Source organism: Rhabdaerophilum sp. SD176 (assembly GCF_030143245.1).
Taxonomy (GTDB): domain Bacteria; phylum Pseudomonadota; class Alphaproteobacteria; order Rhizobiales; family Beijerinckiaceae; genus Rhabdaerophilum.
Map to the genome: position 1 here is coordinate 16,015 of NZ_JARJNS010000007.1, position 23,571 is coordinate 39,585.

General features: G+C 67.0%; 19 protein-coding genes. 8 read left to right on the plus strand and 11 right to left on the minus strand.

Annotated features, from left to right (window positions below; translation table 11 throughout):
• Positions 1-371: 371 nt before the first annotated feature.
• Complete coding sequence (locus P0652_RS16295) at positions 372-1,991, plus strand: methyl-accepting chemotaxis protein (protein ID WP_284179927.1); 1,620 nt, start codon at positions 372-374, stop codon at positions 1,989-1,991.
• A gap of 21 nt (positions 1,992-2,012) precedes the next feature.
• On the opposite strand, the gene P0652_RS16300 is transcribed toward P0652_RS16295, so the two are convergent.
• On the minus strand, positions 2,013-3,119 hold the full coding sequence (locus P0652_RS16300) for an NADH:flavin oxidoreductase/NADH oxidase (RefSeq protein ID WP_284179928.1): 1,107 nt from the start codon (positions 3,117-3,119) through the stop codon (positions 2,013-2,015).
• Between the two features lie 328 nt (positions 3,120-3,447).
• Here P0652_RS16300 and P0652_RS16305 point away from each other — a divergent pair, with 328 nt between their 5' ends.
• The 3 genes from P0652_RS16305 (at position 3,448) to P0652_RS16315 (ending at position 7,653) form a co-directional block, all read left to right on the plus strand.
• Positions 3,448-4,443: a Bug family tripartite tricarboxylate transporter substrate binding protein gene (locus tag P0652_RS16305; RefSeq protein ID WP_284179929.1), complete on the plus strand. Its 996-nt coding sequence runs from the start codon at positions 3,448-3,450 to the stop codon at positions 4,441-4,443.
• A 70-nt stretch (positions 4,444-4,513) separates the two neighbouring features.
• Entirely contained in the window at positions 4,514-6,274 is a 1,761-nt protein-coding gene (locus P0652_RS16310; protein ID WP_284179930.1) for a sensor histidine kinase, read from the plus strand.
• A complete protein-coding gene (locus P0652_RS16315) occupies positions 6,271-7,653 on the plus strand; it encodes a sigma-54-dependent transcriptional regulator (RefSeq protein WP_284179931.1) in 1,383 nt (460 codons plus the stop codon). Before P0652_RS16310 ends, P0652_RS16315 begins: the two co-directional genes overlap by 4 nt.
• A 15-nt stretch (positions 7,654-7,668) precedes the next feature.
• Here the strand turns inward: P0652_RS16315 and P0652_RS16320 are convergent, their stop codons facing one another.
• On the minus strand, positions 7,669-8,391 hold the full coding sequence (locus P0652_RS16320) for an IclR family transcriptional regulator (protein ID WP_284179932.1): 723 nt from the start codon (positions 8,389-8,391) through the stop codon (positions 7,669-7,671).
• Between the two features lie 83 nt (positions 8,392-8,474).
• On the opposite strand from P0652_RS16320, the gene P0652_RS16325 reads away from it, so the two are divergent.
• Both P0652_RS16325 and P0652_RS16330 read left to right on the plus strand, forming a co-directional pair.
• Positions 8,475-9,413 carry a hydroxymethylglutaryl-CoA lyase gene (locus P0652_RS16325; RefSeq protein ID WP_284179933.1) on the plus strand — a complete coding sequence of 313 codons (939 nt, stop codon included), beginning with the start codon at positions 8,475-8,477 and terminating at the stop codon, positions 9,411-9,413.
• Complete coding sequence (locus P0652_RS16330) at positions 9,410-10,603, plus strand: CaiB/BaiF CoA transferase family protein (RefSeq protein WP_284179934.1); 1,194 nt, start codon at positions 9,410-9,412, stop codon at positions 10,601-10,603. Before P0652_RS16325 ends, P0652_RS16330 begins: the two co-directional genes overlap by 4 nt.
• Positions 10,604-10,674: 71 nt before the next feature.
• Here the strand turns inward: P0652_RS16330 and katG are convergent, their stop codons facing one another.
• The gene (gene katG, locus P0652_RS16335; RefSeq protein ID WP_502947541.1) at positions 10,675-12,885 is read right to left on the minus strand and encodes a catalase/peroxidase HPI; all 2,211 of its coding nucleotides are present in this window, start codon (positions 12,883-12,885) and stop codon (positions 10,675-10,677) included.
• Positions 12,886-13,054: 169 nt separating this feature from the next.
• Between katG and P0652_RS16340 the strand changes: the two genes are divergently transcribed.
• Positions 13,055-13,951, plus strand: a complete 897-nt coding sequence (locus P0652_RS16340; protein WP_284179935.1) for a hydrogen peroxide-inducible genes activator — start codon at positions 13,055-13,057, stop codon at positions 13,949-13,951.
• A gap of 6 nt (positions 13,952-13,957) precedes the next feature.
• On the opposite strand, the gene P0652_RS16345 is transcribed toward P0652_RS16340, so the two are convergent.
• From P0652_RS16345 to P0652_RS16365, 5 genes are all read right to left on the minus strand, one after another.
• Positions 13,958-15,445, minus strand: a complete 1,488-nt coding sequence (locus P0652_RS16345; RefSeq protein WP_284179936.1) for a methyl-accepting chemotaxis protein — start codon at positions 15,443-15,445, stop codon at positions 13,958-13,960.
• Positions 15,442-15,744, minus strand: a complete 303-nt coding sequence (locus tag P0652_RS16350; protein WP_284179937.1) for a hypothetical protein — start codon at positions 15,742-15,744, stop codon at positions 15,442-15,444. Before P0652_RS16350 ends, P0652_RS16345 begins: the two co-directional genes overlap by 4 nt.
• 96 nt (positions 15,745-15,840) lie before the next feature.
• Positions 15,841-16,275, minus strand: coding sequence for an arsenate reductase (glutaredoxin) (arsC, locus tag P0652_RS16355; protein ID WP_284179938.1), 435 nt, complete (start codon positions 16,273-16,275; stop codon positions 15,841-15,843).
• A complete protein-coding gene (locus P0652_RS16360) occupies positions 16,268-16,936 on the minus strand; it encodes an aquaporin (RefSeq protein ID WP_284179939.1) in 669 nt (222 codons plus the stop codon). The genes arsC and P0652_RS16360 overlap by 8 nt, the downstream gene beginning before the upstream one ends.
• A gap of 69 nt (positions 16,937-17,005) precedes the next feature.
• A complete protein-coding gene (locus P0652_RS16365; protein WP_284179940.1) occupies positions 17,006-20,431 on the minus strand; it encodes an indolepyruvate ferredoxin oxidoreductase family protein in 3,426 nt (1,141 codons plus the stop codon).
• A 126-nt stretch (positions 20,432-20,557) separates the two neighbouring features.
• Here P0652_RS16365 and P0652_RS16370 point away from each other — a divergent pair, with 126 nt between their 5' ends.
• Positions 20,558-21,022, plus strand: a complete 465-nt coding sequence (locus P0652_RS16370) for an Lrp/AsnC family transcriptional regulator (protein ID WP_284179941.1) — start codon at positions 20,558-20,560, stop codon at positions 21,020-21,022.
• A gap of 135 nt (positions 21,023-21,157) precedes the next feature.
• Here P0652_RS16370 and P0652_RS16375 read toward each other — a convergent pair whose 3' ends face one another.
• The 3 genes from P0652_RS16375 to paaI are packed head-to-tail and all read right to left on the minus strand — an operon-like array spanning position 21,158 to position 23,570.
• Positions 21,158-21,805 (minus strand): TetR/AcrR family transcriptional regulator, encoded by a 648-nt coding sequence (locus tag P0652_RS16375; RefSeq protein WP_284179942.1) that lies wholly within the window; start codon positions 21,803-21,805, stop codon positions 21,158-21,160.
• 4 nt (positions 21,806-21,809) lie between these two features.
• Positions 21,810-23,114: a phenylacetate--CoA ligase PaaK gene (gene paaK, locus P0652_RS16380; protein WP_284179943.1), complete on the minus strand. Its 1,305-nt coding sequence runs from the start codon at positions 23,112-23,114 to the stop codon at positions 21,810-21,812.
• A gap of 6 nt (positions 23,115-23,120) precedes the next feature.
• Entirely contained in the window at positions 23,121-23,570 is a 450-nt protein-coding gene (gene paaI, locus P0652_RS16385; protein WP_284179944.1) for a hydroxyphenylacetyl-CoA thioesterase PaaI, read from the minus strand.
• Between the last annotated feature and the right edge of the window lies 1 nt (position 23,571).

A 23,571-nucleotide genomic window follows, 5' to 3' on the forward strand; every position in this document is an offset into this window, starting at 1 on the left:
TCGCCGGCCCGGGCCGGAATGGCGGATATGGAATCGAAAACGCCGTCGGAGACCGATCCGCGGAGCGGAGCCCCTCTCCGTGACAATCTCCACTCCTTTGGAAGGGTCAGGCCTACGTGCCGGAATATCGACTGGATCTGCCAGACTTGCGAATTTGAGGTGTTTTCTGTCCCGTCAGTCCTCACGATTATGTTTCTATTAACGAATCCGGCCGCAATGTGTTCAAGCCCGCAAGGAGATCATCGATGAAGCACGAAGATCTTTCCGAGAATTTTTCTAGCAACTGGTTCACCAATCTCAAGTTGGTGTATAAGATTATCGTTGCACTCGCGGCACTTCTGCTACCATTGACCGCGTCAACAATTTACTCGATGCAACAAGTTGGCGTCGCAGATCAGAAGATCGACCACGTTGCCGAGCAGAGACTGCCAACATTGGTGCATCTCTCGACCATGGCATTCGAGCTCGCGGATTCGGTTGGCGCAGCGCGCGGATACATGCTCTCCGGCGACCCCGCCTTCCGCGAGGCGCGGGCAGCCTCGTGGAAATCCCTCGAAGAGCATCGCAAGGCCTATCGCGAGGAAGCGAAGACCTTCACCCAGGAGATCAACCGGACGCGCTGGGCCGAACTTGATGCGCTCCTCACCGAGATCCAGAGCCTCCAGGATCGCCTTGAAGCCTCGATCCCCGCCAACACGCGTGCCAGCGAAGCGCAGGTCAAGAGCTACGGCGAGACCCATGCACCGAAGATCCGCCGTGCCATCGAGATCATCGAGGGTGACGGCAAGGGCGATGAGGGCCTGAAGAAGCGCCAGGTCGCCCTCGCGATCAGCGAAATCCGCGAGGCCAGGGCCACCATCGATCACATGATCATCGCCAACGAGGTGCTTGCCGGCGTCGCCCTGCTCGTCGCGGCCCTCGTTGTCTTCCTGATGGTCCGTACGATCTCGCGCCCGATTGTGGCGATGACAGACGCGATGCGCGCGGTCGCGGCGAAGCAATACGGCACCGCCATTCCCGCCATGGGCCGGCGTAACGAGCTCGGCGCGATGGCCGGCGCGCTCGCCACCTTCCGCGACGGGCTGGTCGCCAATGACAGGATGGAGGAGGAATCCGCGCGCCGTCGCGAGCACGATGCCCGCCGCGCGGCGGAGATCGAGGCCGCAATCGGCGAGTTCGAGCGGACGGCGGAATCGGTCATGCTGACGATTTCCTCGGCCTCCACCGAACTTGCCGCCGCAGCCGACGATCTGACAAAGTCCGCCCGGGAATCAACCATGCAAGCCGCCAGCGTTGCAGCGGCTTCGCAGCAGGCCAGCACCAATGTCAGCGGTGTCGCGGCAGCCGGCGAGGAGCTCAACGCCACAGCGGGCGAGATCGCGCGGCAGCTGGAAACGGCGACGCATTCCATCCGCTTCTCGGTCGAGCGGATGCGCGCGACCGATACCGACATCCAGGCCCTTGCCCTTGCGGCGGACAAGATCGGCACGGTGGTGGAACTGATCAACAACCTCGCCGGGCAGACCAACCTTCTGGCGCTCAATGCGACGATCGAGGCCGCCCGCGCCGGCGAGGCAGGCCGCGGCTTCGCGGTTGTCGCCTCGGAGGTGAAGAACCTCGCGGCGCAGACCGGCAAGGCAACGACCGATATCGCCACGATCGTGAACGAGATCCGGAACGTGACCAACTCGACCATCGACTCGATCCAGGCGATCGACAGTTCGCTCCAGAGCATCGACCGCGTCAGTACCGAGATTTCCGGCACGGTCTCGCAGCAGCAGAGTGCGACGCTGGAAATCGCCGCCAATGTCCGCGAGGCCGCCAAGGGCACCGAGGATGTCACGCAGTCGATCGGCCATGTCTCCAGCGCAGCCGGCAACACGGCCGCGGCGTCGAGCCAGGTACTCAGTGCAGCGACGGAACTCGCACAGCAAGCCGAATCCATGCGCGAAAACGTCTCGTGCTTCCTGGCGCGGGTGCGCGCGGCCTGACCGCACGGCCCGCCGGCGCCCTCACGGCGCCCGGAAAAGGTTCCTGTACCGCGCCGGATGGGCGCGGAGATATTGCGATGCCGCGTTGACTGTGCCGCCGAGATGCGCGGCGGCATGCCACGGCCAGCGCGGATCGAACAGGATCGTCCGCGCGAGGCCGACCATATCGGCATCGCCATTGGCGACAATTGCCTCGGCATGCTCGAAACCGGTGATCAGCCCCACCGCCACGACCGGCAGGCCCACAGCTTCGCGGATTTTCCGCGCCAGCGGCACCTGGTAGCCGGGCCCGATCGGAATCGAGGCGCGGGGGTCGATACCGCCGCTCGAGACATTGATGGCGGCGCAACCCCGCGCCTTGAGTTCCCGCGCGAACCGGACCGAGCTGTCGATATCCCAGCCGCCCTCGATCCAGTCCGTCGCCGAGATGCGCACGCTGACGGGGCGCTCCGCCGGAATAACCGCGCGCACCGCCTCGAAGATCTCGAGGGGGAAGCGCATCCGGTTCTCGAGGCTCCCGCCATAGGCATCCTCGCGCCGGTTCGAGATGGGCGAGAGGAAATTATGCAGCAGATAGCCATGCGCGGCATGGAGCTGGATGCCGTCCAGCCCGAGCCCGACAGCGCGCCGGGCCGAGGCCACGAAGGCATCGCGGATGCGCTCCATCCCGGCCCGGTCGAGGATTTCGGAGGGATGGTCGCCCTCGATCATCGGATGGGCGCTGGGCGCGACAGGCTGCCAGCCATCGGCCGCATCCGGCGGGATCTGCCGTCCGCCCCGCCAGGGCCGGTCTGACGAGGCCTTGCGCCCGGCATGCCCGAGCTGCAGCACAAGCGGGATGCCCGACCACGCGCGGACGCTGTCCAGCATGGCCTTCATCGCCGCCTCCGTGGCATCGTCATAGAGGCCGACGCAGGCCGGCGTGATGCGGCCGATCGGCTCGACCGCGGTCGCCTCGATAGTCAGTGCGCCAGCACCCGACTGTGCCAGCATCCCGTAATGCTGGATGTGCCAGGCATTCATGCAGCCATCGGCCGCCGAATACTGGCACATCGGGGAAATGACGATCCGGTTGGAGAGATCGATGCCGCCGACATGCAGCGGCGTGAACAATTGGGGTGAAGCCAAGGGAGGACTCATCCATGCGGGGAGGGAAAACCGAAGGGCGACGGGCCGACCACGCGAAGGGCCAGCCAACTGAATACATTATGCACGGCGCTGGGGACGAGGCAATCCGGCTGGCCGGGGCTGCGACCCCACCGCCCCGATCCGGCGGATTTCCGCCATCTCCTCGGCCCCTTCCGGCGGGATTCCGCCGGCCCCGGAAAGTCAGACTATCATCAAGCTATTGTTATTAATCGACTATTCTGGAAACCAGCCTCTGGCATGACGCATGCTGGTCCCGTGGGTGGAAATGCGCCGTTCCGAGAATGCGCATCCATCAAGGGAGATGACCATGTTCAAGCCGATCCGCCTTCTTGCCAAATCCGTCCTTGCGACATCGATCCTCGCGCTGTTGCCGGCCACAGCCGCACTCGCGCAGACCTATCCGTCCAAGCCGGTCTCGCTGATCGTGCCCTTCGCCGCCGGCGGCCCGACCGACACCATCGCCCGGCTTTACGGCGAACAGCTTTCCAAGACCCTCGGCCAGCCCTTCCTCGTCGAGAATGTCGTCGGCGCCGGCGGCGTGACGGGGACCAACCGCGCCGTCAAGGCTGCGCCGGATGGCTATACGTTCCTCGTCCATAACGTGGCCCCGCATGTGGCCGGCCCGGCCCTCTATGCCGGTGCAACCTACAGCCCGGTCTCGGATTTCGAGCCCGTTGCCTCGCTGGCCGAAGCGGCGATCTACATCGTCGTCCGCAAGGATTTCCCGGCGAAGACGCTCAAGGAATTCCTCGATTACGGCAAGGCCAATCCGGGCAAGATCAGCTTCGCCTCGGCCGGTTCCGGCTCGGCGACGCATCTCGCCTGCGAATTGCTGAAGCTGAAGGCCGGCATCGACATGCTGCACATCCCCTATCGCGGCACGGGCCCGGCACTCAATGACCTGATCTCCGGCAAGGTCGACATGATGTGCGACCAGGGGCTGAATGTCGGCGGGCAACTCAAGGCGGCCGCTGTCCGGGCGCTGGCCATTGCGCAGGATGCCCGCTCGAAGGCCTTCCCGGATGTCCCGACGACCAAGGAAGCCGGCCTCGAAGGGCTGATCGTCAATGCCTCGACCGCGATCTATGCGCCGAAAGGCACCCCGGCGCCGGTCATCAAGGCGGTGAGCGAGGCGCTCGACAAGGCCGGGCGTTCCGAGCTGATCACCCTGCGGCTGCAACAGCTGGTCTCCGAGCGCCCCTCCGGCGACCGGATGACCCCGGAAGGCCTGAAGCGCTTCACGGCCGAGGAATTTGCCAAGTGGACAACCACCATCAAGTCCTCTGGTATCAAGATCAACTGAGGGTAATGTCGGCCCGGATGGCCCTCAGGCCATCCGGGGATGACGGATCGTGCAGCCAGCGCAAAGACCCATGACAGCCGCGATGACATCCGCCCTGATGGCGGGTGTCATTCTGCTTCTGGCTGCCGGAGGCTCGTTCTGGGCCTGGCTCTGGACAGGACGGGCCATTGTCGATACCGCGCGTGACCGGCTGACCCTGTACGAAACCTCGCTCGACGCCGCGGTGGAGCGCTTCCGCTACCTGCCGGAATTCATGGCCCTGACGGAACCCGTGCGGGCCTTGCTCGAAGCGCCCGATCCCACTCGTGCTGTGCAGGCCGATGCCCATCTCCTGCGCATCGCCCGCTCCGCCGGCGCCGACGTGCTCTTCGTGATGAATGCGGACGGGCTGACCCTGGCCGCCAGCAATGCCGGCGAGCCCACCTCCTTCGTCGGCCAGAACTACGCCTTCCGGCCCTATTACCGCGCGGCGATCGAGGCCGGTTCCGGGCGCTACTACGCCGTGGGCGCCACGACGGGGAAGCCCGGCTATTTCCTCGCCTCGCGGATTGACGGGCCGCAGGGCCCGCTCGGCGTGGCGGTGGTCAAGGTCGATCTGGCCCCGCTGGAAGCGGAATGGCGGCGCACCGCCGAGAAGGTTGCGCTTGTCGACGAGCAAGGCGTCGTCTTCCTCGCCACCGATCCGGCTTGGCTCTACCACCCGCTGGCACCACTGGCGCCGGACGCCCTGCGCTATCTGGAGGAGACGCGGAAATACGGCTCACCGCCCCAGATTGGCCCGCCCTTGACGCAAGGCAGCAGCACCCGCTTCGGCCTGGCGCTGACCACGCTGCAGCCGGCTCCCGGTCAGGCCGAGACGCTGTTCGAACTGGCCCATCCCCTCCCCGGCCATGGCTGGCGGCTGATGCTGCTGGCCCCGGTGACGCGGGCCAGTGAAATGGCCTCGCTCGCCGCCTTCTCGGTGCTGGTTCTCGGCCTTGTCGCCTTTCTGGCCAGCACCGTCCTTGCCCAGCGCCGGGCCCATGCCCGGGCGCGGGAGCGCGCCCATGCCGAGCTGGAACGGCGGGTGGAGGAACGCACCCTCGCCCTGCGCGAGGCGCAGGACGGGCTGGTCCAGAGCGCCAAGCTGGCCGGCCTCGGCCAGGGCCTTGCGGGCATCGCCCATGAAATGGCACAGCCTCTCGCGGCAATGCGTGTCTCGCTGGCCAGCCTCGCCCATTTCATCGGCACGGGCGACAAGCCCAAGGCGCTGGGGACCGCCGAGGGCCTCGCTGCCATCGCCGACCGGGTGGAGAAACTTGCGGCGCAGCTGCGCAACTTCGCCCGGCCGGACAAGGAAGCGCCACGGCGGGTCAGCCTGCAGGATCTCGTCCATGGCGCCGTCTCGCTGATCGAGCATCGCCTCAAGGCGCAGGACATCACGCTGGCGCGGCATCTTCCGGCCGGACCGGTGGTTGTCGAGGCAAGGCCAAACCGTCTCGAACAAGTCATCGTCAACCTGCTCGCCAATGCGATTGATGCCAGCGAGGAAGCGGCGCGGCTGGAACCGCGCGCACGGCGGATCGATGTCACTTTGACCATTGAGGAGGGCGATGCCTGCCTCCGCGTCGAGGATGAGGGCCCGGGCCTCGGTGACCTCTCCCCGGACCGGGTGTTCGAGCCCTTCTTCTCCACCAAGGCCACCGGGCGCGGCCTCGGCCTTGGCTTGTCGATCTCGCGTGGCATCATGGCGGAGCATGGCGGCCGGCTGGGCCTTTCCCCACGCGTTGCGCGCGGCGTTGCGGCCGAATTGCGATTGCCCCTCGCACCCAGGGAAGGCGATGCCCGATGAGCCCCAACCCCGCCCCGCCTCAACCCGGCCGGATCCTTGTCGTCGAGGATGACCGCATGGTCCGCCGCGCTCTTGTCGAATGGCTCGGCATTGCCGGGCACCATGTCATCGAGGCGGAGGATGGTGCATCGGCCCTCGCGCAACTGCCGCAGGCATCGCCGGAACTCGTGCTGTCGGATATCCGCATGCCCGGCCTCTCCGGCCTCGACCTGCTGGCCCGGATCCGCGCCGTCGATTCCGATCTTCCGGTGGTGCTCGTCACCGGCCATGGCGACGTCCCGATGGCAGTCGCCGCGATGCAGGGCGGCGCGCATGATTTCGTGACGAAACCTTACGATCCGGACCATCTCGCCGCCATCATCGCGCGCGCGCTCACCTTCCGCCGGCTGCGGGCCGAACTCGCCGCCCTGCGCAGCGGTGCAGCGGGTGCAGGCCCGATCGAGGCGCGGCTGCTTGGCCCCTCGCGGGCGATGGAGCAGGTCCGGCGGCAGGCACTGAAACTGGCGGCCCTGCCGGTGGATGTGCTCCTTATCGGCGAGACCGGCACCGGCAAGGACGTTCTCGCCGAGGCGCTCCACGCCGCGAGCCCGAGGGCGCGCGGGCCCTTCGTGGCTTTGAACTGTGCCGCAATCCCTGCCGACCTCGCCGAAAGCGAGCTGTTCGGCCACGAGGACGGCGCCTTTACGGGGGCGAGAGCCGCACGGGCCGGCAAGTTCGAGGCGGCGCAGGGCGGCACGATCTTCCTCGACGAGATCGAGAGCATGCCGCTGGCGCTGCAGGTCAAGGTTTTGCGTGTCCTCCAGGAAAGGCAGGTCGAGCGCCTCGGCTCCAACAAGCCGCGCCCGCTCGACTTGCGCGTCATCGCCGCCACGAAGGCCGATCTGCGCAAGGCCAGCGAGGACGGGCGCTTCCGGGCGGACCTGTTCTACCGCCTGAACGGCGCGGAACTGCATCTGCCCCCGCTCCGCGCGCGGGATCAGGACGCATTGCTGCTCTTCGAGCTTTTTGCCAGCCGGGCGGCCCGCAGCCAGAACCTGCCGGTGCCGCAACTCGCCCTCGCGGATCGCGAGGCGATCCTTGCCCATGCCTGGCCTGGCAATGTGCGTGAACTGAAGGCCGTCGCCGAGCGCTTCGCCTACGGGCTTGTCGAACCTCAGGGCGGGCTGGCGCGGCTTCTTGCGGGTGCGCATGCCGCTGAGGCCGGAGGCGCGGGCCTGATATCGCGGCTGGAAGAGTACGAGCGCATGCTCATCCGCGCCGCTCTGGCTGAATCCGGCGGCACCGTCTCTGCCGCAGCCGAGCGGTTGGGCCTGCCGCGCCGCACCCTGAGCGACCGGATGGCCCGTTTGGGCCTGACCCCGGGCGAGGCCGGCGGCTGAGCGGAACGCTGCGGCTCAACCCGCCCGCAGAGCCGCGGTCAGCCGGGAAGCCGAAGCCAGCACGAGCGCGGTCAGCCGAGGCACCGCAATGGAATCGAACCGGGTAATCGGCCCGGAAAGACCAAGCGCGCCGAGCAGCACGCCATCCGCGCCGAAAACCGGCGCCGCCACGGCCGCGCTGTCCGGATCGCGCTCGCCCCGCGACACGGCATGGCCAACCGCACGGATCTCTGCGGCGCGCGGGTGGTCGCTGCCAGACCAGGTGGCCAGCACATGGCCGCTGGCGCCGATGGCGAGCGGCAGCAGGCTGCCCTCCTCGAGATGGGAGCGCAGCGCGCGCGGGCCGTTGACGCGATAGAGGCAGAGCCGGGCCTCGCCCTCGCGGACATAGAAGGCGGCGGTCTCGCCCGATTCGCGCGAGAGGGATTGCAATTCAGGCCGGATCACCGCCTCGAGCGGAAACCCGAGCCGGTAGATCCGCGCCAGCGGCAGCACGGCCGGGCCGAGCCGGAACCGGCCATCGGCCTCGCGCCGCAGAAAGCCGAACCGCTCGAGTGACCCGGACAGCCGGAGCACGGTGCTGGGATAAAGCCCTGCCGCCTCGGCCAGTTCCTTGAGGGTGAGATGCGTGCGCCCCTCGCCGAAACAGGCGAGCAGAGCGAGCGCCCGTTCCACCGCCTCGACGCGCGGCAGCTCGGATCCATCCCCCTTGCGCGGCTTGGGCGGTCGCCCGGCCATGATCCCCCTCACTCCTCTTGACGACAGACCGTCGATGGTCTTTTCTAAAAACAGAATAATAATTCTGTCTAGCGGAATTTTTGATGGCCCAACCTGACATCACCATCAGCGAGGTCGGCCCGCGGGACGGGCTGCAGAGCATCGCCCGGATCATGCCAACCGAGGCCAAGCAACGCTGGATCCGCGCCCTTGCCGCTTCCGGGCTGCGCGAGATCGAGGTCGGTTCTTTCGTGAACCCCAAGCGCCTGCCGCAAATGGCCGATACCGCCGAGGTGGTGGCCGACGCGATCACCCTGCCCGACCTGTCGGTCATCGCGCTGGTGCCGAACCTCGTCGGCGCAGAACGGGCTTTCGCAGCTGGCGCCCATCGCGTCTCGATGCCGGTCTCGGTGTCGGAGTCGCATTCACGCCAGAACATCAACCGCTCGTCGGAGGAGGCCATCGCCGAAGTCCGGGCGGTAGCCGCCTTGCGGAACAGCCTGCCGGATGCCGCCCGTCGCGGCGTCGAGGTCGGGCTGTCGACGGCCTTCGGCTGCACGATCGAGGGCATGATCGACGAGGACCGCGTCATCCGCTTCGCCGTGCTGGCGGCCGAAGCCGGCGCGGATTCGGTAGGCCTCTCGGATACGACCGGCATGGGCAATCCGGCGCAGGTCAAACGGCTCTTCACCCGGCTCCGGTCCGAACTGGGCAGCAAGGCCGGCGGCGCGCATCTCCACAACACGCGCGGCCAGGGCCTCGCCAATGTTGTCGCGGCTCTGGAAGCCGGCGTCACCACCTTCGATTCCTCGCTGGCCGGCCTGGGCGGCTGCCCCTATGCCCCGGGCGCGACGGGCAATATCGTGACGGAGGATCTCGTCTTCATGCTGGAAGCCTCGGGCCTGACCACCGGGATTGACATTGACCGCCTCGTCGCGGCGCGCGCCATCCTCGCCGAGGCCCTGCCGGACGAGCCACTCTACGGCCACGTCGCCGAAGCCGGCCTGCCCAAGGGCTTCGTCTATGCCGGAGGCCGGACATGACAGGCCCGTCGCCGCTGGCCGGCATCCGCGTTGTCGAATTCTCCCACATGGTCATGGGGCCGAGTTGCGGGCTGGTCCTTGCCGATCTCGGCGCCGATGTCATCAAGGTCGAGCCGGCCGGCGCCGGCGACAATACCCGCCGCCTTGCCGGGTCGGGCGCGGGCTTCTTCGTCAGCTTCAACCGCAACAAGCGCTCCATCGCGCTCGACCTGAAATCGCCGCGCGGCCTGGCGCTGGTCCGCCGCCTGATCGCATCGGCGGATGTGATGACCGAGAATTTCCGTCCCGGCGCGCTCGAGGCGCTCGGCCTCGGCTACGAAGCCCTGAAGGCCGAAAACCCCCGGCTGATCCATTGCTCGCTCAAGGGCTTCCTGACCGGCCCCTACGAGAACCGCGCCGCCCTCGATGAAGTGGTGCAGATGCTTGGCGGCCTCGCCTACATGACCGGTCCGCCCGGCCGCCCGCTCCGGGCCGGCGCCTCGGTGAACGACATCATGGGCGGCATGTTCGCGGCAATCGGCATCCTCGCCGCACTCCATGAGCGGCAGACCACCGGTCTCGGTCGCTCGGTGAAGGCGGGCCTGTTCGAGAACTGCATCTACCTCATGTCGACGCATATGATGCAATATGCCGTCACCGGCAAACCGGCCGCGCCGATGCCGAACCGGCTTGCCGCCTGGGCGGTCTATGATGTGTTCGATGTCGCCGATGGCAGCCAGGTCTTTGTCGGTGTCGTTTCGGATACGCAATGGTCGGCCTTCTGCGCGGCTTTCGGGCTCGAGGACCTGCTGGCCGACCCGGCCCTCGCCACCAACCGCGACCGCGTGCTGGCGCGGGAGCGTTTCATGCCCCGCCTGCGCACGCTCTTCGCCGGCCGGTCACGAGCGGAGATCCTGGCCGAATGCGAGCGGATCGGCCTCCCCTTCGCGCCGATCAACCGCCCGGAAGACATGTTCGACGATCCCCATCTCAACCATCCCGGCGCGATGGTGCCGGTGACGATCCCCGGCGGCGCCTCGGCCCGCGTACCGGCCCTGCCGCTCGAATTCGACGGCAAGCGCCCCGGCCTCCGCCACGACATCCCGAAAGCGGGCGAACAGGGAATCGCGCTCTGCCGCGAACTCGGCCTCGGCGAGGACGAGATCGAGGCCCTTCTCGTGGAAGGCGCGATGACGGTCGCCCAGGCCTGAAACCCGATGAGCCTGAAACGCGAACAGCCGGCGCGAGGCCGGCTGTCCGATCTTCAGGGCTGGCGGCAGCCTCAGGCGAGGTCGAACCGATCGAGATTCATGACCTTGGTCCAGGCGGCGACGAAATCCTTCACGAATTTCGCTTCGCCATCGCGCGCGGCATAGACCTCGGCCAGGGCCCGGAGCTGGGAATTCGAACCGAAGACCAGATCGACCCGGGTACCCGTCCAGGTCACGGCGCCGGTCTTGCGATCACGGCCCTCGAACAGATCCTCCGCTGGCGTCACCGGCTTCCAGGCCGTGCCCATATCGAGCAGGTTGACGAAAAAGTCGTTCGTCAACTGGCCCGGGCGGCGGGTGAAGACACCATGTGCCGCGCCGCCGGCATTGGCGCCGAGCACGCGCAGCCCGCCGACCAGCACCGTCATTTCCGGCGCCGTCAGGGTGAGAAGCTGCGCCCGGTCGACCAGCATTTCCTCGGCCGAGACGGAGTATTCCTTCTTCTGCCAGTTGCGGAAGCCATCGGCCTGCGGCTCCAGCACCGAGAAGGACTCGGCATCGGTCTGGTCCTGGGTCGCATCGGTACGGCCCGGGGTGAACGGCACCTCGACCGCAAAGCCGGCATCGCGCGCCGCCTTCTCGACCGCTGCCGAACCGCCGAGCACGATCAGGTCGGCCAGCGAGACGCGCTTGGCGCCCGTCTGGGCGGCATTGAACGCGGCCTGAATGCCCTCCAGAACGCTGATCGCCTCGGCCAGTTCGGCCGGCTCGTTGACAGCCCAGTCCTTCTGCGGGGCAAGGCGGAGGCGCGCACCATTGGCACCGCCGCGCATATCCGAACCGCGGAAGGTCGAGGCCGAGGCCCAGGCCGTGGCGACGAGGCGCGACAGCGAAAGGCCCGAGGCGAGGATCTTCGTCTTGAGGTCGGCAATATCCGCCGCATCGACGAGCGGATGATCCGCCTGCGGCAGCGGGTCCTGCCAGATCAGATCTTCCGCCGGCACTTCGGGGCCGAGATAGAGGCTCTTCGGCCCCATATCGCGATGGGTCAGCTTGAACCAGGCCCGCGCGAAGGCATCGGCGAAGGCGGCCGGATCCTTGTGGAAGCGGCGCGAAATCGGCTCGTAGATCGGATCCATCCGCATCGCCATGTCGGCGGTGGTCATGATGGTGATCTGTTTCTTCGAGGGATCATGCGGCATTGGCGCCATGTCCGCCTCGGACACGTTCTTGGGCACCCATTGCCAGGCACCGGCCGGGCTCTTGGTGAGTTCCCACTCGTAGCCGAACAGCATGTCGAAATAGCCGTTGTCCCAGCGGATCGGGTTCGGCGTCCACGCGCCCTCGATGCCCGAGGTGATCGTGTCATCGCCCATGCCGCTGGCATAGCGGCTCGTCCAGCCAAGGCCCTGTTCGGCAAGGCCCGCACCTTCCGGCTCGGGCCCGACAAGGGCGGCATCGCCCGCACCATGGCAGCGGCCGAACGTGTGGCCGCCGGCGGTGAGCGCGACCGTTTCCTCGTCATTCATCGCCATGCGGGCGAAGGTCTCGCGGATGTCGCGGCCCGAAGCCACCGGATCCGGCTTGCCGTTCGGCCCTTCCGGATTGACGTAGATCAGGCCCATCTGCACCGCCGCCAGCGGGTTCTCGAGGAACCGGTCGCCGGAATAACGCTTGTCGCCGAGCCAGCTGTCCTCGGTGCCCCAGTAGATGTCCTCTTCCGGCTCCCAGACATCGGCGCGGCCACCGCCGAACCCGAACGTCTTGAAGCCCATCGATTCCATGGCGACATTGCCGGCCAGGATCATCAGATCGGCCCAGGAAATCGCGTTGCCGTATTTCTGCTTGATCGGCCAGAGCAGGCGGCGCGCCTTGTCGAGATTGGCATTGTCCGGCCAGCTGTTCAGCGGAGCAAAACGCTGCGTGCCCGAGCGGGCGCCACCGCGGCCATCGCCCGTCCGGTAGGTGCCGGCGCTGTGCCAGGCCATGCGGATGAAGAGCGGGCCGTAATGGCCGTAATCGGCCGGCCACCAGCTCTGCGAATCCGTCATCAGGGCATGGAGATCATGCTTGAGGGCGGTGTAGTCGAGGCCCTTGAAGGCCTTGGCATAGTCGAAGCCCCGGTCCATCGGGTTCGACAGCGCCGTGTTCTGGTGGAGGATCTTCAGGTTGAGCTGCTTGGGCCACCAGTCGCGGTTCGACCGCCCGCCGAAGATCACATTGCCCCCGCCGCCATGCATGACGGGGCAGCCGCCTTTCGGGGTTCCGCTGGTTCCATCCATGATGCTCTCCAATCGTGCCGGTTGTTCTGAACAGGTTGCGGGACACTACCGGCCGGGGGTGACGGAATTTCGTCAGGTCGCGACGGAGGTCCGGAAGACTGGAACGCTTCTAGCAAGCCGGAACGATTAGATTAAGTTTTATTTTCTGATCGCTGTGATAAGTTTTGCTATGCTCAATCTGACCCTGCGGCAGCTGCGTTATTTCGAAGCCCTCGCCCGGCATGGCCATTTCGGCCGCGCGGCCGAGGCCTGCGCCATTTCCCAACCGGCCTTGTCGATGCAGATCCGCGAACTGGAGCAGGCGCTCGGCACCGGCCTGTTCGAACGCGGCGCGCGGCAGGTCCGGCTCACGGCCTTCGGCGAGGAAGTCGCGCAGCGGGCCCGCGATATCCTGCGCGCGGTCGACGAACTGGGCGATCTCGCCCGCGGCGCGCAGGAAGGCCTCGCCGGACGGCTGCGCATCGGCATCATCCCCACTGTCGCGCCTTATCTCCTGCCGCGGATCATCGCCGATCTGACGCGCGTTCACCCGGCGCTTGACCTGCATGTCCGCGAGACGATGACGCCCAAGCTGATCGAGGAACTGAACGAGGGCCGGCTCGACACGGCCATCGTGGCGTTGCCGGTCTCGGAAGCCTCGCTCGAGGAAGTGGCGTTGTTTTCGGAAAGCTTTGTACTGGTCCGGCCGGGCGATCAGGAAGGCCTGCCGGTGCCGGACCGGCGGCAATTGCCCGAAATGCGCCTGCTCCTGCTGGAGGAGGGCCATTGCTTCCGGGACCAGGCGCTTGCCTTCTGCCACATGCCCTCGTCCCGCCCGCGGGAATGGCTGGATGGCTCGTCGCTATCCACGCTCGTGCAGATGGTCGGGGCCGGCATCGGCATCACGCTGATCCCGGAAATGGCGCTGGCGGTGGAAACGCGCTCGGCCCCGGTTTCCGTGGTGCGGTTCGAGGGCGAGCAGCCCTCGCGCACCATCGGCATGGTCTGGCGGCGCAAGAACCCGCTCGCGCCGCGCCTTGCCGGCATCGCGGCTCTGGTCAAGGACGCGGCGGCCAGCCCTGGCTAGGAGGCCTCAACCCGCCCGCGCCACGCCGATGAAGCGCTCGACTTCCTGCTGGACGATGCCCGAACTGCCGGCCACGCGCTCGGCGCTCTCGCGCACTTTCCGCGTCACCTCGTCGACCCGGCTCATCTTTTCCTGCAGCGAACCGAGCGAAGCCGTCACGCCGGCGGCATTGGAGGCCGCATCCTGCATCGTCCCGGAAATCTGCTGCGTCGTCGCATCCTGTTCCTCGATGGCCGCGGCGATCGAGGTCATGAACTGGTCGATCTCGACCACCCGGCCGACAATCACATCGATCCCGCCGGCCGAGGCCTTGGTCGCGCTCTGGACGGCCTGGATCTGCTGGCGGATTTCCTCGGTGGCCGCTGCGGTCTGGGCGGCGAGGGTCTTCACTTCCTGCGCCACAACCGCGAAACCGCGTCCGGCCTCGCCGGCCCGTGCCGCCTCGATTGTCGCATTCAGCGCAAGCAGGTTGGTCTGCGAGGCGAGGCTTTCAATGAGCGTGATCACATCGCCGATCCGCAGGCTCGCCTCGGTGAGTTCGGCCATGCTCGCGCGTGATCCCTCGCCGGACTGGCGGACCGCGCCGAGCGCCTCGCTCGTGCTCTGGACCTGATTGGCGATCTCGCCGATCGACCGCGACAATTCACTGATCGACAGCGCAAGGTTCGAGACATTCGCCGCCGCATCGCTGGCCGAGCGCGCCGCCTCCGCCATGCCGTCCTGCGCGGCATCGGCAATGCCCGACAGCCCTTCCGCCGCCTGCCGCATGTCGTTGGATTGCATCCCCGCATCCTCGAGCGTGCGGCGGATCGCCGGCTCGAAGCCATGGATCGCCTGTTCCAGCGCCTGCCGGCGCGCGCCTTCTTCCTGTTGCTGGCGGGCAACATCCTCGCCGAGCGCCTGCGCCTTGCGTCCGGCCTCGATCACGGCTTCCATCGACGCCTTGCTGACGGCAAAGGCTCTTTCCAGCATCATGACGAGCAGGATCAAGGCTCCGGCTTCCACGATCAGGATCACCGCATGGACAATGACCCGGAGGAAATCCGCTCCGGCATTGAACACGGCGGCGGGCATCAGGAAATTCAGTCCGAGATGATGTACCGCGACGACCAGGGTGGCGGCGACGATGCTCGGCCAGCAGCACAGCCCGGCCACAAGACCGAGCGCCGCGAAGAAGGCCATATGGATATCCATCTGGTAGGCATGCCCGGACAGGACCCCCAGCAGCAGCATCACCTGCCCCATCAGCGTCGTTGCCAGCAGGTTGCGCGTCCAGAGGGATTCCGGCCGCATCCGCAGGGTCAGCGTCGCGCCGACCAGCAGCACCAGGCTGGCCAGCGCCGGCAGGGTGCCGAATTCACGGGTGAACCCGATCAGCGTGACGAGCGCCAGCAGGGCGGCCTGCGCCCCGAGAATGTAGGCGGCGGAGATCCGGCGGATACCGGCCATGTCGAGCGCCGGGGTGATCGTGCCGGCGGAAGCATTCGGGGTCACGGGGTACATCCTGTGTAAAGATCGCCATTGAGAACGAGGAAGGCGCCGGCCGCATAAAGCCGTCGCACGAGATCGGGGCCATCCGCCGCCACCAGCAGCGTGCCGTCGAACCGGCCCCTTGCCAGCAGGCGGGCATCGGCCGTCGCGAGGATCTGCATGGCTTCGGCCTCGCCGCGCCAGGGCGGCGCGATCAGCAGCAGCGGCGTCGCCGCGCGCGGTATCGTCGCCACACCGAGCGGCAGGGCGAGGGCGACCAGGGCGCTGGCGAGAATCGACCGGAACCGGACATCGAGGGCCATGCTTTCGGTCTAGACCGGAAAGGTTAATGCCCACTCACCATAAGGGTGATTCCGCATCATCAGAGCCTCGATGCGGGAGCGCGCACGGCCCGGCGGTTAACCGGTCCGACGGCCCTCAGCATCGATGAGCAACTCCCCGTCCTCCTTGCGGAACGGGCCCGGCGGCAGGCGGTCCAACAGGTCGAGCACGGTCTGGCTGGGCCGGCAGAGCTTAACCCCGCGCGGAGTACAGACGATCGGCCGGTTCACCAGCACCGGATGGACCAGCATCGCCGCGATCAGCGCCTCATCCGTCACGCCCGGGTCAAGCAGACCCAGCTCGGCCGCCGGCGATTTGGTCTCGCGCAGGGCCTTGCGCGGCGTGAGGCCGGCCGCGGCGAAGAGGCCGAGCAGCTGCGGCCGCGTCCAGCCCGTCTCGAGATAGGGAATGACCACCGGCGCATACCCGGCCGCCTCGAGAATGGCCAGCACATTGCGGGATGTGCCGCAGGACGGGTTGTGGTGGATGACCACGGGAAAGGAGTCAGCCATCGTTTGTCTCCTCGGCACCGGCCAGCCAGCTCTCGGCCTGCCAGGCGGCCAGCGCGCCGATCGCCTGCATGATCATAAAGGCCGGCACATCGGCCAGCGCGATACCCGCGAAACTCGGCGTGAAGGCGCGGGACAGCGTGACGGCAGGATTGGCGAAGGAGGTCGAGGCCGTGAACCAGTAGGCCCCCGTAATGACAAGGCCCACAATCACAGCGACATTGCCCGCCTTGTGCCGGAGCGTCATCAGGATCGCCAGGACGAGGGTGAAGCTGGCCACGACTTCCGAGAACCAGAGCGCCGCTCCGGTGCGGGTGGCCCCGCCGGTCATCAGGGGTGCCATGCCGAACATCAGATGCGCTGCGACGGTTCCCGCCAGCCCGCCCAGGACCTGGGCGGCGATGTAGGGCGCCAGCCATCGGCCGGGCAATTCCTTGCGAAGCATGAAGACGAGGCTGACAACCGGGTTGAAATGCGCGCCTGAAACCGGACCGAACATCGTGATCAGCACGACAAGCATCGCGCCGGTGGCCAGCGCATTGGCCATGAGCTGCACACCGACATCGCGGCTGAGCTGCGTCGCCATGATGCCGGATCCGATCACCGTGGCGACAAGCAGGGCGGTCCCCAGCGCCTCGGCAAAAAGCCGCGCCCGCAAAACCATCGCTGAACTCCTCCTGACCGGCCCGGTTCCCATTCCGCTAGGCCCCCGACTTGACGATCCGATGACAGGTCAGCCGCGCGGCGGCGGAGCGATGCCATGGTGGCGGCAGAAGTCTTCGAGCCGGTGGAACGCCGCCTCCTTGACCGGGCCATAGCCGCGCAGATCCATCGGCGCCTCGGCCAGCGGCACCAACGCCGCCACGCCCCGTTCCGGCAAGGCGGCGATCCATTCCGCAATCCGCGCCTCGTACCAGCCGATCAGCGCCCGCTCCATCCGCCGCTCAGGCGTGTGGCCGAACGGATCGAACAGCGTGCCACGCAGGCGCTTCATCGGCGCGAGCAGGCGGAAAGCACCCTGCATCCAGCCCCCGAAAGCGCGCTTGCGCGGCCGACCCCGCGCATCCGTGCCGCCCGGCAGCAGCGGCGGCGCGAGATGGTAGCGCAGGGTGAAATCACCCTCGAAATCCCGGGCGATCTGCTCGGCAAACCCGCTTTTCGCATGAAGCCGCGCGACCTCGTATTCATCCTTGTAGGCCATCAGCTTGAAGAGGCTGCGCGCCACGGCCTCGGTCAGACGGGTGGAACCGAAGGGCGCTTCGGCCTGCCGCATCGCCTCGACCTGGCGGGCGAAACGGGCGGCATAGGCCGCGTTCTGGTAGGCGGTGAGGAAGTCAACGCGGCGCGAGACGAGGGATTCAGGCGTTTCCGGCGCAGGCCTTTCTGCGATCTCCAGCCGCTCAGGGCCAGCCATCGCCATTCGTCCGAGCGTGAAGGCCTCGCGGTTTTGCGCCACCGCCACGCCGTTGAGCATGATCGCCCGCTCGATCGCCGGCAGGGAAAGCGGCAGCAGGCCCTGCTGCCAGGCCGCGCCGAACAGGATCATGTTGGCGAAGACCGCATCGCCCAGCCAGTGCTCGGCCAGCCGGTTGGCATCGAAGGCCTCGATCATCCCCTCGCCGGTCACGCGGGTGATCGCCGCCAGCCGCGCATCCACGGCAAGATCGGCATCCCGCCGCCGCACCACATCGCCGGTCGGCATCTCGGCAAGGTTCACCACGCCGCGCATCCCGGCTCGATAGGTGCCGGAGGCCTTGGGCGAGGAGGAGACGACGATATCGCCGCCGATCAGCGCATCCGCCGCGCCCTGGTCGATCCGCACCTGCCGGAGATCCTCCGGCCGCGCCGCCAGCCGGAGATAGGAGAGCACGGGCCCGAATTTCTGCGCGAAACCGGTGAAATCGAGCACCGAAACACCGCGCCCCTCGAGATGGGCGGCCATCGCGGCCACCGCCCCGATGGTGATGACGCCGGTGCCCCCGACCCCGGTAATCAGCACGTCCCAGCCCTGCGCAAGATCCGGCAGGACCGGCATCGGCAAGCTGCCGGCCTCGGGCAGCGCGCGCCCGGCCGGCTTGCGCCGCCGCCCGCCCTCCACCGTGACGAAGCTTGGGCAGAACCCGTCGAGGCAGGAGAAATCCTTGTTGCAATTGGAGAGGTTGATCTGCCGCTTGCGGCCGAACGGCGTCTCTTTCGGCTCGACGGAAAGGCAGTTCGACTGCACCGAGCAATCACCGCAGCCCTCGCAGACGAGATCATTGATCACCACGAACCGCGCCGGATCCGGCATCTGCCCGCGCTTGCGGCGGCGACGCTTCTCCGTGGCGCAGGTCTGGGCATAGATCAGCACGCTGACGCCGGGCACCTCGCGCAATTCGCGCTGGAGCGCATCCATCGCCTCGCGCGGATGGAGCGTCGTGCCGGCGGGAAAGGCGCCAGGCGCGAAAGCCTCGGGCGTATCGGAGACCACGGCGATGCGCTCCACCCCCTCCGCCCGGACGGAATGGGCGATGCCCTCGACCGAGATCGGCCCGTCCACCGGCTGGCCACCGGTCATCGCGACGGCATCGTTGAACAGGATCTTGTAGGTGATGGTTGCCCCGGCCGCGATGGCCTGCCGGATCGCCATCGAGCCGGAATGATACCAGGTGCCCTCGCCGAGATTCTGGAAAACATGGTTGTTGCCGGTGAAGCGCGACGAGGCCGCCCAGTTCACACCTTCCCCGCCCATCTGGATCAGCGAGGAGGTGTCACGGTCCATCCAGCTCGCCATGAAATGGCAGCCGATTCCGGCCAGCGCCTTCGAGCCCTCCGGCACGCGGGTGGAAGTGTTGTGCGGGCAGCCGGAACAGAAAAACGGCGTGCGCGTTGCCCCGGCAATCTCCAGCACCCGCGCCGCCTGCGGCTGCAGGGCTGCAGCCCGCGCCGGCAGGCCGAGTTCCGGGAAGAAGCGGTCGAGCCGGCCGGCCACGATCGGCGCCAGCTGGCGGGGCGAGAGTTCGCCGGTCCAGGGGATCAGACGATTTCCGTGTTCGTCATGCTTGCCGACCATGCGCTCCGGCTTGGCGGCGGGGGCATCGTAGAAATACTCCTTGAACTGGCTCTCGATAATGCCGCGCTTCTCCTCGACAACGAGGATCTCCTGCTTGCCCGTCACGAAGGCGAGCGCATCATGCAGCGGCAAGGGCCAGACCATACCCACCTTGTAGATGTCGATGCCCAGCCGCCGGCATTCCGCTTCGCCGAGGCCGAGCAGGCGAAGCGCTTCCATCAGATCGAGATGGGCCTTGCCGGTGGTGACAATGCCGAACCGGGCGCCGTGAATGTCATAGACCCGCCGGTCGATCGGATTGGCGCGGGCAAAGGCATAGACGGCGTGCTTCTTCGCCTCCATCCGCGCCTCGATCTGCGGGCCCGGCAGGTCCGGCCAGCGGTAATGCAGGCCGCCCGGCGGCGGCGTGAAATCCGGCGTCACGAAAACGCGCTCGGGTGGCAGCTCCACGCTGGCGCCGCTCTCCACGGTTTCCGAAATCGCCTTGAACCCCACCCACATCCCGGAGAACCGGCTCAGCGCATAGCCATAGGCGCCGAATTCCAGATACTCGGCCACCGAAGCCGGGTGCAGCGTCGGCATGAAGAAACTCATGAAGGCGACATCACTCTGGTGCGGCATCGAGGAGGAGACACAGCCATGGTCATCCCCCGCCACGACCAGCACGCCGCCATGCGGCGAGGCGCCATAGGCATTGCCATGCTTGAGCGCGTCGCCGGCCCGATCCACCCCCGGCCCCTTGCCATACCAGAGGCCGAACACGCCCTGCACCTGCTTGCCCGGCTGCGTCTCGACCTGCTGCGACCCCAGAACGGCTGTCGCGGCGAGATCCTCGTTGACCGCAGGCAGGAACGCGATCCCGTGTTCGGCCACGAGATCCTTCGCGCGCCAGAGCTCCTGGTCGACGGCGCCGAGCGGCGAGCCGCGATAGCCCGAGACAAAGCCGGCCGTGTTCAGCCCTGCAGCCCGGTCGCGACGGGCCTGGTCGAGCAGGATCCGCACCAAAGCCTGCGTGCCGGTGAGGAAGACCCGGCCCTCGCGGGCGGTGTAGCGATCTTCCAGCCGATAGGCCTCCGGCCCGAATTCCTGCGGCGCGTGATGGTGCATGAAGCCCTCCCGGTTTTTCGGAAGATCATGCCGGAACGGCGCGAAAGATCATGCCGGATTTCGCGTTCCTGCTTTCCATTTTGACAGGATCTGCCAATTCTGGAGCAAACACAGAAAGACATTGCCATGCAATTGCCACTCTCCGACAGCGACCTCCGCCTGCTCCGCCTGCTCCAGCGGGATGGTCGAATCTCCAACCAGGACCTTGCGGACGCGGCAGGCATGTCGCCCTCGGCCTGCTGGCGCCGCGTCAAGGCGCTGGAGGAAGCCGGGCTGATCGCCGGCTATGCGGCGATTCTCGCGCCCGAAGCCGCCGGTTTCACCTTCTCGGCGATTGTCCACGTCACGCTCGCGCGGCATGAGCGCGCCCATGTCGATCATTTCATCGAGGCCGTCTCGCGCCGGCCGGAAGTGCTGGAATGCTTCGCCACGACCGGCGAGGCCGATTACCACCTGCGCGTCGTCTCGCCGGACAAGGACAGCTACAACCGCTTCCTCGACGAGTTTCTCTTCCGCCTGCCCGGCATCGCGCATGTCCGGACGAATGTGGTGCTGAAGGATGTGAAGCTGACCACGGCGCTGCCGCTTTGATGCAGTTCGGCCGCTTGCGATTTGGTGGCGTCATGCCCGCCCTCGGGGCGGGCATCCACGACTTCGCCGGGAAGATAAATAGTCATGGATGGCCGGGCCAAGCACGGCCATGACGAGAGAAGCAGCGGAAACGCCCTAACCCTGCACGACGCGGATGCGCGGACCGCCGCCCGGCGCCGGCGAAAGTCCTCGCGCAACCTCGCGCGCACCGGCCTCGATCATCGTCATGACGAGATCGGCAAAGGCCTCGTGGCTGACGGGGCCGTTCTCCCGGAACCACATGAATTTCCAGTTCATCATGCCGAACAGGTTCATGGTCAGCGGCGTCAGCGCGGCGCGGTGCCCGGCAAGGGCCGGCTCCAGCGCGGCAATCGCCCCGGCGAAGCGCCGGACGAGCACCCGCTCGCGCTCGATCAACTCGGCCTTCTTGTCCTCGGGCAGACGCTTCATGTCGCTGATCTGGATCTGGTGTTCCTCGTCGGCATGGCGATAGGCCTCGAGCAGGGCGGCGATCATCGCCCGAAGGGTCTCAGCCGGTTTCAGATTCTCCGGCACCGCTTCGGTCGCCGCGACGAGATCGTCCAGATGCGCCCGGATGATATCGAACAGGAGCTGCTCCTTGTTCGTGTAGTAATGGTAGAGCAGGGCCTTCGAGACCCCGCAGGCCGCGGCGATCTCGTTCACCGACGTCCGGTCGAACCCGTTCCGCGCGAACATCGCCGCTGCGGCCTTGAGGATCGCACGGCGCTTGTCATCATGATCGGCCGCGATGGGGCGTGCCATATCCTTATCCTTTCGGCCTCTGGTCGACGATCCGGCGGGCCTTGCCGGCGGAACGCTCGATCCCGTCCGGCGGCAGCACGTCAACCCAGGCGGAAATCCCGATCTTGTCCTTGATGCGCTGGGCAAGCAATTTTCCGGCCGCCTTCGCTGCATCGCCGGCGCCCGGGCGGGCCTCGACCTTGACCTCCATCTCGTCCATGCGCCCCTCGCGGGTGAGCACGATCTGGTAATGCGCAGAAAGCGCGTCCAGCGTCAGCAGCATCTCCTCGATCTGGGTGGGGAAAACATTCACCCCGCGCACGATCATCATGTCATCCGAGCGGCCGGTCACCTTCTCCATCCGGCGCATCGAGCGCGCCGTGCCCGGCAGGAGCCGCGTCAGGTCGCGCGTGCGGTAGCGGATGATCGGCATCGCCTCCTTGGTCAGCGCGGTAAAGACCAGCTCGCCCTTCTCGCCATCGGGCAGCACGGCCCCGGTCTCGGGATCAATGATTTCCGGGTAGAAATGATCCTCCCAGATGTGGAGCCCGTCCTTGGTTTCCACGCATTCATTGGCGACGCCCGGCCCGATCACCTCGGACAGGCCGTAAATGTCCACGGCATGCATGTCGAAGCTCTGCTCGATCTCGCCGCGCATCGCGTTGGTCCATGGCTCGGCACCGAAAATGCCGATCTGCAGCGAGGAGGCGCGCGGGTCATGCCCGGCCTTCCGGAACTCGTCGAGGATCGCCAGCATGTAGCTTGGCGTGACCATGATGATGTCCGGCCGGAAATCCTGGATCAGCTGGACCTGCCTTTCTGTCATGCCGCCGGAAATCGGGATCACCGTGCAGCCCAGCTTCTCGGCGCCGTAATGCGCGCCGAGCCCGCCGGTAAAGAGGCCATAGCCATAAGCGACATGGGCGATCATGCCCGGCCTCGCCCCGGAGGCCCGGAGCGACCGCGCGACGACATCGGCCCAGGTCTGGATATCGCGCGCCGTATAGCCGACCACGGTCGGCTTGCCGGTCGTTCCCGACGAACCGTGGATGCGCACCACCTGCTCGCGCGGCACGGCGAACATGCCGAAGGGATAGTTGTCGCGCAGGTCCGCCTTGGTGGTGAACGGGAACTTTGCCAGATCCGCCAGGCTCTTCAGGTCATCCGGATGCACGCCGGCATCGTCGAACTTCTTCCGATAGGCCGGCACATTGCGATAGGCATGGTCGAGCGACCATTTCAGCCGGCCGAGCTGCAGGGCCGCGATCTCGTCCCGCGAGGCGGTCTCGATCGGATCAGTCAGCGGCTTGTATGTGGAAATCGAAAACATCGCCCCTCACCCCTCGATCGTCACGCCCGGGAAGAACTCGCCCTTCACCGTGCGCGAATGGCCCCGGAACAGCGCGATCGTCACGCCGTCCTGGTTGGTTACGGTGATGTCGTAGATGCCGCTCCGGCCCTGCCGGGACACTTCCTCGCCCCGCGCCACCAGCCGGTCGCCCCTGCGGCCGGGTGCGAGATAGGTGATCGAGCAATGCTGCGCCACCGTGCGCTGGTTATGCGTGTTGCAGGCAAAGGCGAAGGCCGAATCCGCCAGCGCGAAGATGAAGCCGCCATGGCAGGAGCCATGGCCGTTGACCATATGCGCGGCCACTTCCATCGCGATCTCGCTGCGGCCCGGCGCGACCGAGACCAGCACCATCCCCTGTCCGGCCGAAGCATTGTCCTCGCGCCACATCGCCTCGGCACAGGCCTTGGCCAACGCGTCCCGTGTCATTGTCGTCATG